Genomic DNA, 15,484 nt, shown 5'->3' on the forward strand with positions numbered 1-15,484 from the left:
ACCCCCTTCATGTTCCAGGCATGCCTGCGGGCAGTATGGTAAAGGATGACCCGCCTGAAAACATTCATTGTTTCCAGGCGGGTCAGGGTTTGCAAGGCTTCATCCGAGCGCCTTGGATGAAGTGCACAAAGTCTTCTCAGAAAAGGCCGCTGCAACCTTTCCTTAAGACAGGTGGCCTAGAGCACGTGGACGTCTGCTGGGGTGAATGCGACGAATGCCTTGTCTCCCACCTCATAGACCTTGTGGGTCTTGGGGTTGAAATCGGTGATCTTGACCAGAGTGTCGCCCACTTTGACGTGGTAGTTATGGTAGTTGCCCATAAAGCGCGAAAGGATAACCTCGCAGGGGAGCACGCCTTGGTCTGCTAGTTTGGCAGCCTCGGGACGAAGCACCAATGTGCAGGCATCTCCCTCGCTCAGGTGCTCCACGTTGTCCAGAGGGACATCGTAGCCTTCGATGTTGGCAATTCCCTGTGAGCCATCAGAGGTGGTAAGAGTGCCATGGAGGAAGTTGGACTCGCCGATGAAGTCTGCAACGAACTCGTTGACTGGACGATGGTAGATAGTCTGAGGATCGCCCACCTGCTCTACCACGCCGCGCTTCATGACGATGATGTTGTCGGACAGCGCCATGGCCTCAGACTGGTCATGGGTGACATAGATGGCTGTGATGCCCGCCTCTTGCTGGATGCGGCGAATCTCATTGCGCATATCCACGCGCAGCTTGGCGTCCAGGTTAGACAAGGGCTCGTCAAAGAGCAGCACGCCGGGTTCCAGCACTAAAGCTCGAGCCAGAGCCACGCGCTGCTGCTGGCCGCCTGAAAGCTGGTTGGTCATGCGCTCTTCCATGCCCTGAAGGCCCACGAGCCCCAAGATATTCTTGACCTTCTCACGAATCTCCTCCTTGGGCACCTTGCGAAGCTTCAGACCGTAGGCCACATTATCAAAGATGTTGTAGTGCGGCAGCAACGCGTAGCTTTGGAATACCATGGCCGTGTCGCGTTTGTTGGGCGTAAGCTCGTTGATGGGCTCGTCACCCAGGTAGATCTCGCCCTCATCAGGAGATTCGAAACCGGCAATCATGCGCAGGATAGTGGTCTTGCCGCAACCAGAGGGGCCCAATAGCGTCACGAACTCCCCAGGAGCGATATCCAGGCTCACATCGTGGACGGCATAGAAATCCTTGCCGGACTTAGGATCCTGATAGATCTTGGAAATGTGATCTAGGCGAACGCCTTTCTTCTCTTTAGCCATGATTAAAGCTCCTCGACTTGGCGGCTGTCTTCTACGTAGTCATGCTCGATCTGAGCAGGCAGGTCATCATCAAAGTCCTGATTCTTGCGGCTGGTGCCAAAATGCCTGATGGCAAAGTTCATCAACAACACCGAGCCGTAGGTGATCACGATGAGGATGGTGGCATAGGCGCAGGCAATGCCATAGGCGCCCTTCTCGGCAAACTCGTTGATCTGCACGGTGATGAGCAGCACCGAGGGGGTGACCAGCAAAATGATGGCGGAGATGGCGGTGATGGAGCGCACGAAGGCCGTCACCAAACCCGAGAGGAACGACTCACGGATAAGCGGCAGGGTCACCGTGCGAAAGACAGTGAATGAGTCTGCTCCCATGTCATAGGCGGACTCCTCGATGGATTTATCGATTTGCCTGAGCGCAGAAATACCTGAACGCGTGCCTGTGGGCAGCGAACGCACGATAAAGACGATCACCAAGATGGCCGCCGTGCCATAGAGCCCCTGCAGAATGCCAGTGCCAAAAAGGCCGCCCGCAAAGCCACGGATGTAACCTACGCCCAATACCGTGCCAGGCACTGCCATAGCGAGCATAGAGACTGCCTCGATGAAGCCTCGACTCCTGAAGTTACGTTTGACCACCAGGTAAGAGATGATCATGGACAAGATTGCGGTGATGGGGGCCGCGATGAGTGAAAGCACGAAGGAGTCGGTAAAGGCTTCAAGGCCGTGATAATGCGTGAAGAGCTGCTGGAACCACTTGGTGGTGAGGGTGAAGTCATAACCCCAGGTGTTAAAGAGGGCGCCAAAAGGCACGCAGAGGTACATGGCCACCACAAAGATCGCCAAGATGGAGCAAAGGATCGAAAGCGGACGAGTCACCGAAGTATCGGTGATAAGCATACGCGCACGGCTGGCTTTGCCAGACAACGTTGCAGTGGACTTAGCCTCAAGCACGTACTTTTGCACCGCAAACATGATCAAGGTGATGCAGAGAAGCACCACGGCCATGGCCGCTGCTCCTTGTTTGTCGTAGGCGCCGGTGATCTGAAGGTAGATGGTGGTAGCCAACGTGTCGTAGGAACCGCCGATGATCATGGGGTTCGCAAAGTCTGCGATAGACTCGATGAAGGTTACCAAGAAGGCATTTCCCAAGCCTGGCAGGATGAGGGGCATGGTGACCGAAGTAAAGACCTTCCACCGAGAAGCGCCCATATCGCGAGCCGCCTCTTCTAGGGAGGGGTCGATATTCATGAGCAGACCCTTGAGCATCATGTAACACACAGGGAAGAAGGTGAGCGTCTGCACGGTAAAGATGCCCCAGAAGCCATAGACGCTGTTGTCATAGATGCCCAAAAGATAGCGGGTGATAATGCCCGACTTGCCAAAGAGCATGATGATGGAAAGCGACAGCACAAAGGGAGGGCTTACCACAGGCAGCATGGAGACGAGACTAAAGAGCCCTCGCATAACGCGGGTCTTGAGCTGCACATAGACCTCGACATAGGCAAAGAGCAGGCCAACCAGCGCGCTGCTAATGCCCACCAAAAAGCCTACCGAAAGCGTATTGGTGATGGCCGTGGTAAAGGAGGGCATCTGGAAGATGCGATCGAACACTGCCAAGGTGAACCCTTCTTCTGAGATAAAGGAGTCCACCATAAGGATGGCGAGAGGATAGAGAATAAACAGGGTGAGAAATGCGATAAGCACCACGATGGTGGTCATGAGGATGGGATCGCCATGAAGCTTCTTGCGATCCAGCGCTGAGCCTTGGTCCTTTGCCATAGAACCCTACCTAAAGATTAAAACACGCTGACTACCTTAATTTTTTGAACCTCACGACACCGGGAGGACCACCAATGCGGCCCTCCCGGTCTCAGGATCAATCCTTAGAAGTCACCGCGGATTGACAGGTGAACAGATAAAACGAATGAGTGTCTCTCGGTTTACTCGGTCTGGAAGCGGTCGTCGCCGCCACCTAGAGCATTCATGACCTCTTCCACGTACTGCTTGGTGTTGTTCTTGGCGTCCTCGAAGTCGTACTCCATGACGTTGTCGGGATCCAGGCCGTACTCGGTGGCCACCTCAGGTTGCTTGGCATTGTCCAGTACCAGGAACTGATAGGCCTTGTTCTCGGCAGCGCGCTCGACGCAATCGGGGGACAGGGCGTACTCGATCCAGAGCTTGGCAGCATTGGGATGCTTGCAACCCTTGAAGATTGCGGTGGCGCCCACCTCGTAGGATGCGCCGGAGGAAGGAATGATGAGGCCGATGTTCTTGTAGCCGTTGTCCTCGATCTGCATAATGCCGTCGTGCAAAAAGCCGATGCCGATGACGCACTCGCCGGTGCCTACGTTCTTGGAAGGGCCGGAGCCAGACTTGGTGTAGACGGCGATGTTCTTGTCGAGATCCTTGAGGTACTGAATGCCCTCGTCATGACCGTACTTTTGGATGACTGTGTTGATGACCAGCTTGGCGGTGCCGGCGGTGTTGTAGTTGGACAGCCAAATGAGACCTTGATACTTGGGGTCCAACAGGTCAGGCCAGTCCTTAGGCTCATCGAGGTTCAGGCGAGCCAACTCGTCCTTGTTCACCATGAAGCCCAGGATACCCTTATAGATGCCATACCACTGGCCATCGGCATCGCGATAGGTGTCAGAGATCAGATGAGAAGCGTTCTGGGCGTCATAGGGTTCAAGCAGACCCTCGGTCACGGCCACATTGTAGGGGTCGGTAGTGCCGCCAAACCAAACGTCGCCGGAAGGATTGCCATTCTCTTCCTCGATTTTGGCTTGGACCTCGCCAGTGGACAGGCGCTGAGACTCAACCTCAAGGCCAAAAAGCTCTTTGAAGTGATCCACGCAACCCTGCACATGCTCTTCTTCGCAGGAACCGTAAACTACCAGTGTTCCCTCTTCTTTCGCGGCATCGATGAGTTCTTGAGGGGCATTGACGGTGTTTTGGGAAGCCTCGGCCTCAGCCTCGGCGCCCTTGTCGCCACCGGAGCAGGCTGTCAAACCCAAGCCAGCCATGGCAAGTGCACTACCCTCAATGAAGCCCTTGCGAGAAACGTTCATGGTGCGTCCTTCCCTGAATCCCTTGTGGCTCACATTTGGCCGAACGCCACTGCCTGCAGCGCTCCTTTGAACCCAAAAAAAATCTAGGACTTCCCGCTTCTCTATAAATCTCTCCATAAGGTAAGAAGTAGGTAAGAAGTCCAGAAATCGGCCAAGTGACATTTCAGTCATATTCTCTGACTCTTGTGCAATCCGAAAAGACAAAAAAGGGCCACCGGACGCAAATTCTGTTTGAAAGGCGTCAATCGGTCTCTGAAAGGCAACCGCTACCTCTCAGTGGACAATTAGGGAAATATATGATAATTGGAGGGACACTCCATACCTAGGACTCTTAATCTGCCTGCACAGAGGCGCGGCCTTGGAGCTTGTCCAACTTGAGGGCGTCCACGCCCACGGCGCCGGCGGCCAGTGCCATCCAGTAGCGCTTGTCAGTGGACGCCTTGAGCCAAGGGTAGTCTCTGGACAGCTGTGATCTGAAAGCCTTGGCTCTTGACCGCCCCCGAGCACGCTGAGTATCGAAGACGAGCAGCAAGTTGTAGTGGGAGTTCGCGATGAGTTGGGCGCTCTTCTCGGCAGCTTGGGCGCGCCAAGCTTCAGGATCATCAAGCCCGCTTGCAGTCTTGAGCAGCGAGGCGGTGCGCAGGGAGTCTGCATAGGCGGCGATGGAGAACACCACGCGCTCGTGATCTTTATAGCGGCGCACCATGTTATCGGCTGCCATGGATTGGGACGCATTGCCAACAAGGTACTGGTAGACAAAGGTCGGCACAAAACGGATGGTGCTAGCTGTGCTTATGGTCTTCACGCAAAACTCTGCATCCTCATGGAAGGTCTTCTCAAGCACTGAGACCCCCTGTTGGCGCAGGTAGCTAGTCCTGGCGCACAAGGTGTGGATGGAGATGAGGGCATCGGCCACCACCCGCTGAGCCATTTGGCTATAGGGTACATCTTGGCCGAAGGGAAGGTCTTGAGGCAGCGGGCGAGGATGGGTTTGACCGGAACCATAGGTGACGTCCACGCGCTCGTCGATGAGGATATCTGCCGAGGTGGCCGCCAACACATCCAGAAATTCATCCAAGCCGTTGGGATCTACCCAGTCATCACCATCCACCACTCGGAAGTAGCGGCCAGACGCCTCTCGAATACCCTTGTTGATCACCGAGCCATGACCGCCGTTTTCTTTGGAGATGAGCCGGAATACCTGAGGGCGCCTATCCACAAAAGTGCGCGCGATGGCAGCGGTGGAGTCAGTAGAGCCGTCGTTTACCACCAGCACTTCCAGGCGCCCCACAAAGCGATCCTCGTTGTAGGTGGAGAGCCCGTGCTCTAGATAGGCCTCGACGTTGTAGGCAGGCACACAGATGGTAAGCAGCGGTTCCATGAGAGCTCCTAGCGGCGATAGCGGGCTTTGGAAAACAGCGAGGGGGCAGCTTTTTGCACCAGCGACGCTCCCCTACCCAGTCCCAAACCGAGCGGCACAATGCGGCAGGACAAGACCTTGGCAGCCACCTGGGTTACCGCAGAGCTGCTTTGGGCTTGAGGCAAAAGCTTGCAGGCGAGCTCGGAGGAGAATACCTGTTCAAGCCAGCGTGAACGCTCTTTGAGGCTCATGTGAGCGCGGGGATCTTGGGTTTGCATAATTGCCGAGAGAAGATAGCGTGCATACATGGCGCCTAATACTCCCCGGGACTCAGAAGTGTCCAGACCGGAGGTTTCTTGGAATGCCTGCAACAGTTCCATGCGGCGGGAAAGCGCATCCCAGTAATTGCGATGAAAGCGAGCTGTGAGGTTGCCGCTTTCGCGACGAGCATAGTGGTAGGCCGCCTGATCTATGAGCGCTGCGCTATGGATGCGCGGCAGCACGTCCATGAAGAAGAAAAAGTCCTCAGAGAGCGTGGCCTCCTCATCAAAGCGCGTCGGGCCAATGACCGAGCGCTTGATGAACTTGTTGTAGGGATAGCCAAGCAATGTGAGCTGCTCTAAGGGCAGTACCTGCCCTGCCAGCTCTTGAGCGCTCGCGAGGTAGGCTTTGGGAGGCACATAGGTAAGGCTGTAGTCCAGTTTGCCCCGGGCTGTGTAATGGTCTTCGATCACACCCTCAACAATGAGGTCTGCCGAGGTAGCATCGATAGCCTCTGCTGCCAGCTCAAGGTAGCGAGGATCTGTCACATCATCGGCATCGGGAAAGGTCACATAGGCGCCCCGAGCTTCCTCAAGGCCTCGATTTCTTGCGGCAGAGGCTCCTAGGTTGGAGGGGTTTTTGAGCACGCGCACCCGCGAGTCGCCCGCTGCGGCTTCTTGGGCTATGGCAATCGAAGCATCTGGTGATGCGTCGTCTACCAAAATGAGCTCGAAGTCGCGGAACCTTTGGGACAAGAGCGCGCTTACAGCTTCGTGGATGTGTTTCTCGGCACCATAGACCGGCATGACGAGTGAGAAAAGCGGGGTATGAGGGGTGTCCACAGAGCTATCAGCCTTGCTGGAGGGCTTTGTAGGCATCGCACACCTCCTGGGTGGGGCCTATCATGCGCTGCTGGCCCTTCTCGATCCAGCAGACGCGGTCACAGATGCGCTCCACCAGATCGATGGAGTGGCTCACCAAAAGCACGGTGACGTTGTTGGACTCCACCAGTTCTTGAATGCGGCGCTCGCACTTTTGCTGGAAGAGGAAGTCTCCTACCGAGAGAGTCTCGTCCACGATGAGGATGTCTGGCTCGGTGATGGTAGCGATGGCGAAGGCGATGCGGGCCACCATGCCGCTAGAATAGTTCTTGAGAGGCATGTCCATGAAGTCGCGAAGCTCGGCGAAGTCGATGATCTCATCAAAATGGCTGTCGATGAACTCGCGGGTGTAGCCCAAAAGGGCGCCGTTCAAGTAGATGTTCTCGCGAGCGGTGAGCTCCATGTCAAAGCCTGCGCCCAGCTCGATGAGCGGGGCGATGGAACCTGCCACGCGCACGGTGCCTTCAGAGGCTTCCAGCACGCCCGCGATGCACTTGAGCATGGTGGATTTGCCAGAACCGTTGGTGCCCACCAGGCCGAAGGCCTCGCCCTTGTGCACCTTGAAAGAGATGTGGTTGAGCGCGCGAAACTCTTTGAAGAAGAGTTGATGATGCATGAGGGAGATGAAGTACTCCTTCAAAGAATTGAGCTGCTCGGAGGCCATGTTGAATATGACGGAAACGTCGTCTACCTCGATGCACACTGGAGCCTCTGCCACTTCTTGGGCATGGCCTTCAGGGAAGAGCGACTCTTGAAACGCAGCTTCAGTGACAGGATTCACCGCAACTCCTAGATGTAGAGAATGAACTTGTGCTCATGACGGCGGAACACCCAGTAGCCCAAGCCCAGCATGACCAGAGCCATAGCCAAGCAGATGAGGTTAGAGGTAAAGCTGGGTGTAGATTGCCAGAGCACGATGGTGCGGAAGTAATTGATGAGCTGGTACATGGGATTGAACCTCATGAGAGACTGCAGGCTCTCCGGCAGGATGTCCATGGTGTAGAAGATGGGCGTAAGGTAGGTCCAGGCGGTAAGCACGACACTCCAAAGATGGACCACATCGCGGAAGAACACCGCCAGAGTGGAGAGCAGAAGGGCCAGGCCACAGCAGAACACCACCAGGTAGATCAAGAACGGCACGATAAAGATGATGTTCCAGGTGATGCCGATGCCGCTCCAAAGCATGACCAACACCACTGCCACCAGTGAAAGCGCGAAGTTTACCAGGGCAAAGAGCACCTTTTGCACCGGAAAGACAATACGGTTGATCTTGACCTTTTTAAGCAACGGGGCGGCGTTGATGATAGACATCATGCCATCGTTAGTGGCCGTGCTCATAAGGCCGAAGGTGATGTTTCCCAATATGAGGTAGAGAGGATATTCATTGGCCGGCATGTTGGCGCCGCGCATGAAATGGGTGAAGACCACGGCCATGACGATCATCATGAGCAGCGGGTTGAGCACCGACCACGCCACGCCCAACACGCTCCTGCGGTATTTGAGCTTGAAGTCTTTGCGCACCAGCTCTTGCAGGATTGCAGCATCACGCTTGACGCCGGTGTTCCAGGTTTTGACGGATCCCTGAGCAACCAGCTCTCCTGAAGAAACAGGCGCCACCTGCTGAACAGACTCTTGGATGGACGACGGATCTTTATGTGATGAAGCCACGAGACCTCCGGTTGGCACTATGCACCTATGACGCTCAGAGCCAACGCCTTTGACCTCAGCATCCGAGCATCCAATCACTCTAGCATAGGATAGCCAAGGCCACGAAACCCCCAGAGGCCTAAGGGCTCTTGTTTGCCCAGCTAGAGTACCCTATTTGCAGTAAAAGCCACACTGGGAGCCTAGCGCCAGCATCTCTGGCTACCATCTATTCCTGCCGATAAGATCCCACACTCCAGAGCTGGACCTATGGAAGCGCCTCTCAGGCAATCGCAAAGATGGATCGACATACGAAAAAAGCCCCCGCCGTAGCGGAGGCTTATAACATACTGGCTCCTCGGGTAGGGCTCGAACCTACAACAGCGCGGTTAACAGCCGCGTGCTCTACCATTGAGCTACCGAGGAATTTGGTGCTCGTGGGCACGAGAAGAAACTATAGCTTGCCTGCCCACTCATTGCAAGCCTCGATGAAAACTTTTTTTGACCTGAAGGCCATTAGTCTTCCATGTAGTCCTTTAGCTTGGCAGAACGACCTGGATGACGCAGCTTGGCCAGGGTCTTGGACTCGATCTGGCGGATACGCTCGCGGGTGACGCCAAACTCGCGGCCTACCTCTTCCAGGGTCCGAGGATGGCCGTCTTCCAAGCCAAAACGCAGCTTGATGACTTTGCGCTCGCGGTCTGCCAGGCCGTCCAGCACTTGTTCCAGCTGCTCGCGCAGCATGGAATCGCTGGCTGCCTCGGGAGGAGCCACAGCGCCGGAGTCTTCGATGAAGTCTCCTAGCTGTGAATCCTCTTCCTCGCCAATGGGGGTTTCAAGGGAGACGGGCTCCTGGCTGATCTTTTGGATCTCGCGCACACGGTCGGCAGAAAGGCCCATCTCTGCACCGATCTCCTCAGGTGTGGGGTCGCGGCCCAGGTCTTGCAGCAAGGTGCGCTGAATGCGCACCAGCTTGTTGATGGTTTCTACCATGTGCACCGGGATGCGGATGGTACGGGCCTGGTCTGCGATGGCGCGGGTGATAGCCTGACGAATCCACCAGGTGGCATAGGTGGAGAACTTGAAGCCCTTGGTGTAGTCGAACTTCTCGACGGCGCGGATAAGGCCCAGGTTGCCCTCTTGGATGAGGTCCAAGAAGAGCATGCCGCGGCCTACGTAGCGCTTGGCGATAGAGACCACCAGGCGCAGGTTGGCGCTGATGAGCTGCTGCTTGGCTTCAAGGCCCATCTGCTCGATGCGAGAGAGGCGCCTTTGCTCGGCACGGGTAAGGTCGATCTCGCCAGCATGGAAGGCCTCGAGCTTCTCGGTAGCCTCTGTACCAGCTTCGATCTTCATGGCCAGGTGCACCTCGTCGGCAGCGGAGAGCAAGTCTACCTTGCCGATCTCTTTGAGGTACATGCGCACAGGGTCGCCGGTAAGCATGACGGTGGAAGAATCTGTACGGCGCTTCTTGGAACGGCGCTTGCGCTTGGGGGCACGGGGCTCGCGCAGGGTGACTTTGACATCGTCATCGTCTAAAGGCACGTCATCGTCGTCCTCAGAGACATTGTCGATGTCAGAGCTGATCTCCTCGTCGTCTAAGTCGTCCTCTTCTTCGACGGTGACAGCAACGCCCGCAGGAGCCTCTGCCTCGCTGACAATATCTATGCCGTCGTTTCTCAGGGCATCATAGAGGTCGCTAAGCTCATCATCATCCACATCGATGGCCGAGAGCGCCACTTGGATGTCATCCTCAGAGATGGACCCGCCATTTTTCTTAGAGGCTTTAACAAGCGACGAGCGTACACCTTCGACCTCGTCAGACAAAGCTACGGTCTTTTTAGATTTCTTAGTAGCCAAAAAGTCTCCCTTCAATGTGCATACTGCCCAATATCATACCCTGCTCGGCTGGTCCTTTGAATGGGACCATTGGGATTTATAGGGGTATATGCGCTAAGTGCACAAAAGACAAAAATCTGGGCGATTAACCTACAATGCGGCATTGGAGCCTAGAAGATGCGGCATTGGAGCCTAGAAAGCTCGCAGGCCTCAGGACTTCCCTAAGAGTATTTTGAGACAAGGGACGCCTGGAGCTGGTTGACACGCTCTTGGAGCTGTGTGGCCTCCTGAAGCAATGTGGCGGCATTCTCTCCCTGCCCGGCAGTGTCCAGCTTGGCGCGGATGGCGCGAATGCGTCGCTTGCTGGAGAAGAGGTCGAGGTTATCGAGCAAGAACTGGGCTTTTTGCTCCCGAGATCCCGAAGAAAGCACATCCAACGAGCCTCCAGCCAGAAGGGTGCGGGCAGCAGGCTCCACGGCTTCAGCAGCTCGAGCAGCCTCTTTGGGCGTAGTTCCCACAGGAGTCGCCAACAGCGCCCACGCCATAGCTTCATGTCGTGGATCGGTCCAAGAGAACCCTGCAATGCGCTCGGCGGACTCCCTGAAGGCATCGGGACACTCGGCCATAAGGCATAGAAGCTCGCGCTCCATCTTGATTTGCATGCGCTCGTCAGCCGTCAGGGTCTGGGTTTGCGCGGGCGCAGGCGCCCTATAGGCAGTCGGCTCAGATACCGGAGCTGGCTGAGCTGCATAAGCGGACTCAGTCGAGCGTGTGGTCGGACGATCTGGATCCTCTATAGGAGCTGCCTTGATGCGTCGCAAGGTCTCCTCGGAAGAGGTGCCCAGCGCATCGGCCACGCGGCGGGCGTAACCCTCGATAAGGATCGAATCTTTGAGCGGCGCCAAAAGCGACGCCAGCTCATCCATTGACCGCACACGTGCGCCAGGAGACATCGAAGCGGCGCCTGCCAGATGCTTTTCCATCACAAAGTCAATGAGCGGGCGCGCCTCTGTCAGTCGCTGCCGCAGCGCTTCTGCGCCTTGGGATGCCACATACTCTGCAGGGTCCTGATTGTTGGGCAGCACCACCGAGAGCAGCTCTGCCGAGGTTTTGTCCAGGAAGCGCACGGTCTTCTCGGCAGCGCGTTGTCCCGCCTCGTCGCCATCGAGCATGATGACGATGGAGTGGGGCTTGAGGCGCGAGAGCAACTTGATGTGTTCGCCTGTAAGCGCAGTGCCAAGCACGGCGCACACATTGGTTATGCCGGCGGCATGGAGTGAGATGGCGTCGGTATAGCCCTCTACCACGATAGCTTGGCCAGTCTCTTGAATAGCCTCCTTGGCGCGGTCGAAGGCGAAGAGATTGCGCGACTTATGCCACACCAGCGAATCTTTTGAATTTATGTACTTGGGCTTTGCGTTGTCCATCACGCGACCGCCCAGGCCGATGGTGCGCCCGGAGCCGTCATGGATGGGAAAGATTACCCGCTCATAGAGACGATCAGCCAGGCCAGAACCCCGAGGCACCGCCACGTCTGCCGCCAGCATCTCGTCGCGGGTGAAGCCCTGGGAGAACAGAGTGTTCACCAGTTGATTGCGCCCTGGAGCATATCCGAGCCCCCAGGAGCGGCAAAGTGAAGAGGAAAAGCCGCGCTGGGACAGATAGGAACGAGCGGCATCGGGCCCGGGACCAGCGGTGCGCAGCAGCTGCTGGGTGTAGAACTTCTCGGCTGCAGCCAAGCAATCCATCAGGCGCGCCCTGGAGGGGCCTGTGGGAGCCGAAGTCTCATGGAGCTCGATGCCTGCTCGATCTGCCAAATACTGCATGGCCTCATAAAATGTGAGATTCTCTCTCTTCTTGATGTAGTCGAAGACGTCACCGCCCTCTCCGCAGCCAAAGCAGTACCAAAAGCCAGTGTCAGCCCGTACGTGGAACGAGGGGGATTTCTCATGATGAAAGGGGCAGCACCCCCAAAAATCGCCACTCCCCCGCTCGCGCAGCTGCACGGTCTCTCCCACCAACGAGACAAAATCGATGGCGTCGCGTATCTGCTCGCGCTCTTCATCGGAGATCATGGCGCCTCCCTGCCAGGTCGTGGTGATCTGTGCGCCTCGCTTCAGCGCACAGGCGAGATAAGCTTTAAAGGACCCTCTCCATAGCGTTCGCGCACCTGGTCCATGTTAGTGCGCACAGTGGCCACAAGCTCTTCAAAGGAGTCGAAAGGCCGAGAAGGACGCAGCCTCTCATAGAGCACTATGGCCATTGAGTCCCCATAGATGTCTTGGGAGAAGCCCAAGAGTGTGGCTTCTAGAAACCCTTGAGAGCTCTGGAGGCCCTGGCTTTTAAAGGTGGGAGGCTCTCCCACATTGATGGCGGCCGGCCAGGCAGAGCCGTCCAATACGCCAAAACCTGCAAAGACCCCTGAAGCAGGGAGTGCCGTACCCGGCGCGCACATGAGGTTTGCCGTGGGAAACCCAAAGGAGGTTCCCTGACCGCGCCCTCGCATGACGGTGCCTCGCACAAAGGGACGGCGGCCTAAAAGCCGAGCGGCCTTTAGGGTATCTCCTGAGGCAATCTCCTGGCGAATGCGCGTAGCGCTCACAGGCGCACCCTCCAATGATAGCAAGGGCTGTGCTAACAGGCGGAACCCCCGAGCCTTCCCCAAAGAGGAAAGATAAGGCACCGTCCCTTTGCCCTGGGCGCCGAGGGCAAAGCCCTCCCCTACGCACACTAGGCAGGGGGACAGCCCGTCACCAAACACAGCGCGGTCCAAGAACTCCTCAGGGCTCAGAGCGGCAAGCTTCTCTGTGAACGCACACACTCTCAGCTCTTGGGGGCCCAAAGCCCAAAGCTGCCGAAAGCGATCCTGGGTGAGCAGGAGCTGAGGCTCAGGGGTGCCAAGCACCGCTGAAGGGTCAGGATCGAAGGTCAAAATGACCAAGGGCACGCCCAGCTCCCGGGCCTGGAGAGCCCCCTGTCTTATGAGGTCTTGATGGCCTCGATGCACGCCGTCGAACGCACCGATGACAAGCACGCAGTGTTCATGGGGATCTATCTGGCCATAGCGCCATCCCCACTGACAAGGTTTGGGAGCAGGAAGCGTGCATTCGAGGCCCAAACTGCGCACCAAGGCATCCCTAGGACTTCCGAGCGCCTCCACTCCGCACCCCCTCGACGCCTCGCACCAAATTGGTCGCACACACCAAATGGCGCCCGCGCGCTTCCCAGACGCCATAGAGCTGCCCTTGGCGCACTAAACATACGTGATCTCCTTGGCCAAGCGGCTCAGGACCTCGCGCCAAATGTTTCCCCTGAGCAGCCGCTACCTGCTCTTGGGCGGAAAGCTCGCGCACCGGAAACCCCAATGCCGCCACTGGATCGATCATGGCATCGCGCACTGCCTGGACGCCGCCGGCTTGGAGCTCCTCCAAGCTTAAGCATAGATCCTGGTTGATAGATCCCGAAGCCACCCTTCTAAGCCCGCATATGTGAGCATGGCAGCCAATGTCTTCTCCCAGATCTCGTGCAATGGAGCGAATATAGCAGCCCTTGGATACCTCCAAAAATACGCGCCAGGTGACGATGGCGTCGTAGGAGGCAACCGATAAAAGCCCCGCCCTTAAGATGGAGACTTTCCTAGGGGCAAGCATTACTTCTTCGCCCTGACGAGCTAGATCATAGGCTCGCTTTCCTGCCACAGAAATTGCGCTATAGGCTGGAGGCACTTGATCGACGTCGCCAGGAAGAGATCCGACCAAGGTGGAGGCTGCCTCATGGTCTGCCAGAGCAGAGGGCACTGGAGCTATGGCCACGGGCGCGCCTTCAGCGTCGTCGGTGGTGGTACGGCACCCAAAGCGGATGGAAGCCTCGTAGGCCTTGGTCTCCAGAGTAAGGAGCCCTAACAGCTTGGTGGCTTGACCTACGCCCAACACCAATACTCCCGATGCATCAGGATCCAGCGTTCCCGCATGGCCCACCGCACGCTCGCTTAGTGCCCTGCGGGCCACGCCCACCACGTCGTGGCTGGTCATCCCACAAGGCTTATCCACAGCAAACAGAGCGTTTACAGCGCTTGGACGGCGCTTCATGAAGCGGCCTCATTCTTTGAGGAGCTCTTGGCCACCAAAGCGCGCAATAACGGGAATACCCGAGCAAAGACATCGTCCACTGTGCCTTCTACCGAGAAACCCGCAGCCGCCTTGTGCCCGCCGCCTCCCATGGCCCTGGCAATACCCGAGACGTCCAGATCGCCCTTTGCGCGAAGATTGCCGCGCACGATGCCGGGGGTGCTGCCTTCTTTGAGGAAGAGGGCCACCTCGCTTCCGCGCACAGAGCGCACTACGTCAATGAGGCCGTCGCACTCGTCATCCTTGGCGCCCGTGCGCTCCAGATCGCGCCGAGTGGCATAGCTATAGGCGATGCGACCATGGTCTAGCGTCACAATGCGGCCCATGACGATGGATTCCAAATGCAAATACGGCAGACGGAAGCTTTGGTAGACATGGAGGGAGATCTCACTGGGATCGGCTCCTGAATCTACCAGTAACGAAGCGATTTTAAAGGCTTCGGGATTGGCGTTTTGGTACATGAACCGGCCAGTGTCGGTCTGAATGGCACAGAAGAGATCCGTAGCGATCTCCGAGGTGATGGGAGTTCCTAAGAACAGGGCGTATTCCGCCACCACCACACCGGTGGCTGCCGCATCTGTGCGCTCTATATGAGGTTCGCCAAAAGAGCCGTCAGCAGGATGGTGATCTACCACTGCCACGGTAGCCGAGCGCTCCATAATGGGCCTGGCCGCCGCCAGACGAGAAGCGCACGGCAAGTCTAGCGCGATGAAGAGGTCTGGATCTTCTTCATACTGGCTGGGGCGCACGAAGCTCTTTGCCTCTGGTAGAAACTCGTATGTCGCAGGAATGGCTGATTCGTCTGCCAAAAGGCATGCCACGTCTTTGTCCTCATCAAAGGCCTCGCGAATGATGGCGCCCATGGCCAACACCGAGCCAAGGGCATCGCCATCGGGACCAGTATGGGCACAGAGCACTATCTTTTGAGCTCCCTCGATCATACGGGTGAGCAGCTCAAAAGCTTCTAATTGTTTGACATGGCTAGGGTTGCCGGTGATACGCATGGACACAAAATCCTTTAGTAAGTGGTCGAGCTAGTCACAGAGTCT

12 protein-coding genes and 1 tRNA gene are annotated in these 15,484 nt (G+C 56.9%); all 13 read right to left on the minus strand.

Translation table 11 applies throughout. The features are described 5' to 3' along the window. Positions 1–176 precede the first annotated feature (176 nt). Positions 177–1,253, minus strand: coding sequence for an ABC transporter ATP-binding protein (locus E5334_RS06675; protein WP_136012822.1), 1,077 nt, complete (start codon positions 1,251–1,253; stop codon positions 177–179). Positions 1,254–1,255: 2 nt separating this feature from the next. Then, positions 1,256–3,031, minus strand: coding sequence for an ABC transporter permease (locus E5334_RS06680; RefSeq protein ID WP_136012823.1), 1,776 nt, complete (start codon positions 3,029–3,031; stop codon positions 1,256–1,258). Positions 3,032–3,192: 161 nt separating this feature from the next. After that, positions 3,193–4,323, minus strand: a complete 1,131-nt coding sequence (locus tag E5334_RS06685; RefSeq protein ID WP_136012824.1) for an ABC transporter substrate-binding protein — start codon at positions 4,321–4,323, stop codon at positions 3,193–3,195. Between the two features lie 331 nt (positions 4,324–4,654). Next, positions 4,655–5,704 (minus strand): glycosyltransferase family 2 protein, encoded by a 1,050-nt coding sequence (locus E5334_RS06690; protein WP_136012825.1) that lies wholly within the window; start codon positions 5,702–5,704, stop codon positions 4,655–4,657. An 8-nt stretch (positions 5,705–5,712) separates the two neighbouring features. Further along, positions 5,713–6,822, minus strand: a complete 1,110-nt coding sequence (locus E5334_RS06695; protein ID WP_136012826.1) for a glycosyltransferase family 2 protein — start codon at positions 6,820–6,822, stop codon at positions 5,713–5,715. After that, entirely contained in the window at positions 6,794–7,606 is an 813-nt protein-coding gene (locus E5334_RS06700) for an ABC transporter ATP-binding protein (protein WP_323373088.1), read from the minus strand. The genes E5334_RS06695 and E5334_RS06700 overlap by 29 nt, the downstream gene beginning before the upstream one ends. A gap of 8 nt (positions 7,607–7,614) precedes the next feature. After that, complete coding sequence (locus E5334_RS06705) at positions 7,615–8,493, minus strand: ABC transporter permease (RefSeq protein WP_265592276.1); 879 nt, start codon at positions 8,491–8,493, stop codon at positions 7,615–7,617. Between the two features lie 327 nt (positions 8,494–8,820). Further along, positions 8,821–8,895: transfer RNA gene (locus E5334_RS06710), tRNA-Asn, on the minus strand. A gap of 90 nt (positions 8,896–8,985) precedes the next feature. Continuing rightward, a complete protein-coding gene (gene rpoD / locus E5334_RS06715; RefSeq protein ID WP_136012827.1) occupies positions 8,986–10,329 on the minus strand; it encodes an RNA polymerase sigma factor RpoD in 1,344 nt (447 codons plus the stop codon). 200 nt (positions 10,330–10,529) lie between these two features. Continuing rightward, entirely contained in the window at positions 10,530–12,383 is a 1,854-nt protein-coding gene (dnaG, locus tag E5334_RS06720; protein WP_136012828.1) for a DNA primase, read from the minus strand. Between the two features lie 41 nt (positions 12,384–12,424). Next, positions 12,425–13,342, minus strand: coding sequence for a riboflavin kinase (ribF, locus tag E5334_RS06725; RefSeq protein WP_167604338.1), 918 nt, complete (start codon positions 13,340–13,342; stop codon positions 12,425–12,427). Positions 13,343–13,445: 103 nt separating this feature from the next. After that, positions 13,446–14,396 carry a tRNA pseudouridine(55) synthase TruB gene (gene truB, locus E5334_RS06730; RefSeq protein WP_136012830.1) on the minus strand — a complete coding sequence of 317 codons (951 nt, stop codon included), beginning with the start codon at positions 14,394–14,396 and terminating at the stop codon, positions 13,446–13,448. Next, positions 14,393–15,439, minus strand: coding sequence for a DHH family phosphoesterase (locus tag E5334_RS06735; protein WP_136012831.1), 1,047 nt, complete (start codon positions 15,437–15,439; stop codon positions 14,393–14,395). Before E5334_RS06735 ends, truB begins: the two co-directional genes overlap by 4 nt. Positions 15,440–15,484 lie beyond the last annotated feature (45 nt).

The organism is Muricaecibacterium torontonense (genome assembly GCF_004793925.1).
Taxonomy (GTDB): domain Bacteria; phylum Actinomycetota; class Coriobacteriia; order Coriobacteriales; family Atopobiaceae; genus Leptogranulimonas; species Leptogranulimonas caecicola.

Excerpts from the sequence above, each read along its gene's own strand:
- E5334_RS06675 (WP_136012822.1), bottom strand. The coding sequence starts at position 1,253 with ATGGCTAAAGAGAAGAAAGGCGTTCGCCTAGATCACATTTCCAAGATC.
- E5334_RS06680 (WP_136012823.1), bottom strand. The coding sequence starts at position 3,031 with ATGGCAAAGGACCAAGGCTCAGCGCTGGATCGCAAGAAGCTTCATGGC.
- E5334_RS06685 (WP_136012824.1), bottom strand. The coding sequence starts at position 4,323 with ATGAACGTTTCTCGCAAGGGCTTCATTGAGGGTAGTGCACTTGCCATG.
- E5334_RS06690 (WP_136012825.1), bottom strand. The coding sequence starts at position 5,704 with ATGGAACCGCTGCTTACCATCTGTGTGCCTGCCTACAACGTCGAGGCC.
- E5334_RS06695 (WP_136012826.1), bottom strand. The coding sequence starts at position 6,822 with ATGCCTACAAAGCCCTCCAGCAAGGCTGATAGCTCTGTGGACACCCCT.
- dnaG (WP_136012828.1), bottom strand. The coding sequence starts at position 12,383 with ATGATCTCCGATGAAGAGCGCGAGCAGATACGCGACGCCATCGATTTT.
- truB (WP_136012830.1), bottom strand. The coding sequence starts at position 14,396 with ATGAAGCGCCGTCCAAGCGCTGTAAACGCTCTGTTTGCTGTGGATAAG.
- E5334_RS06735 (WP_136012831.1), bottom strand. The coding sequence starts at position 15,439 with ATGCGTATCACCGGCAACCCTAGCCATGTCAAACAATTAGAAGCTTTT.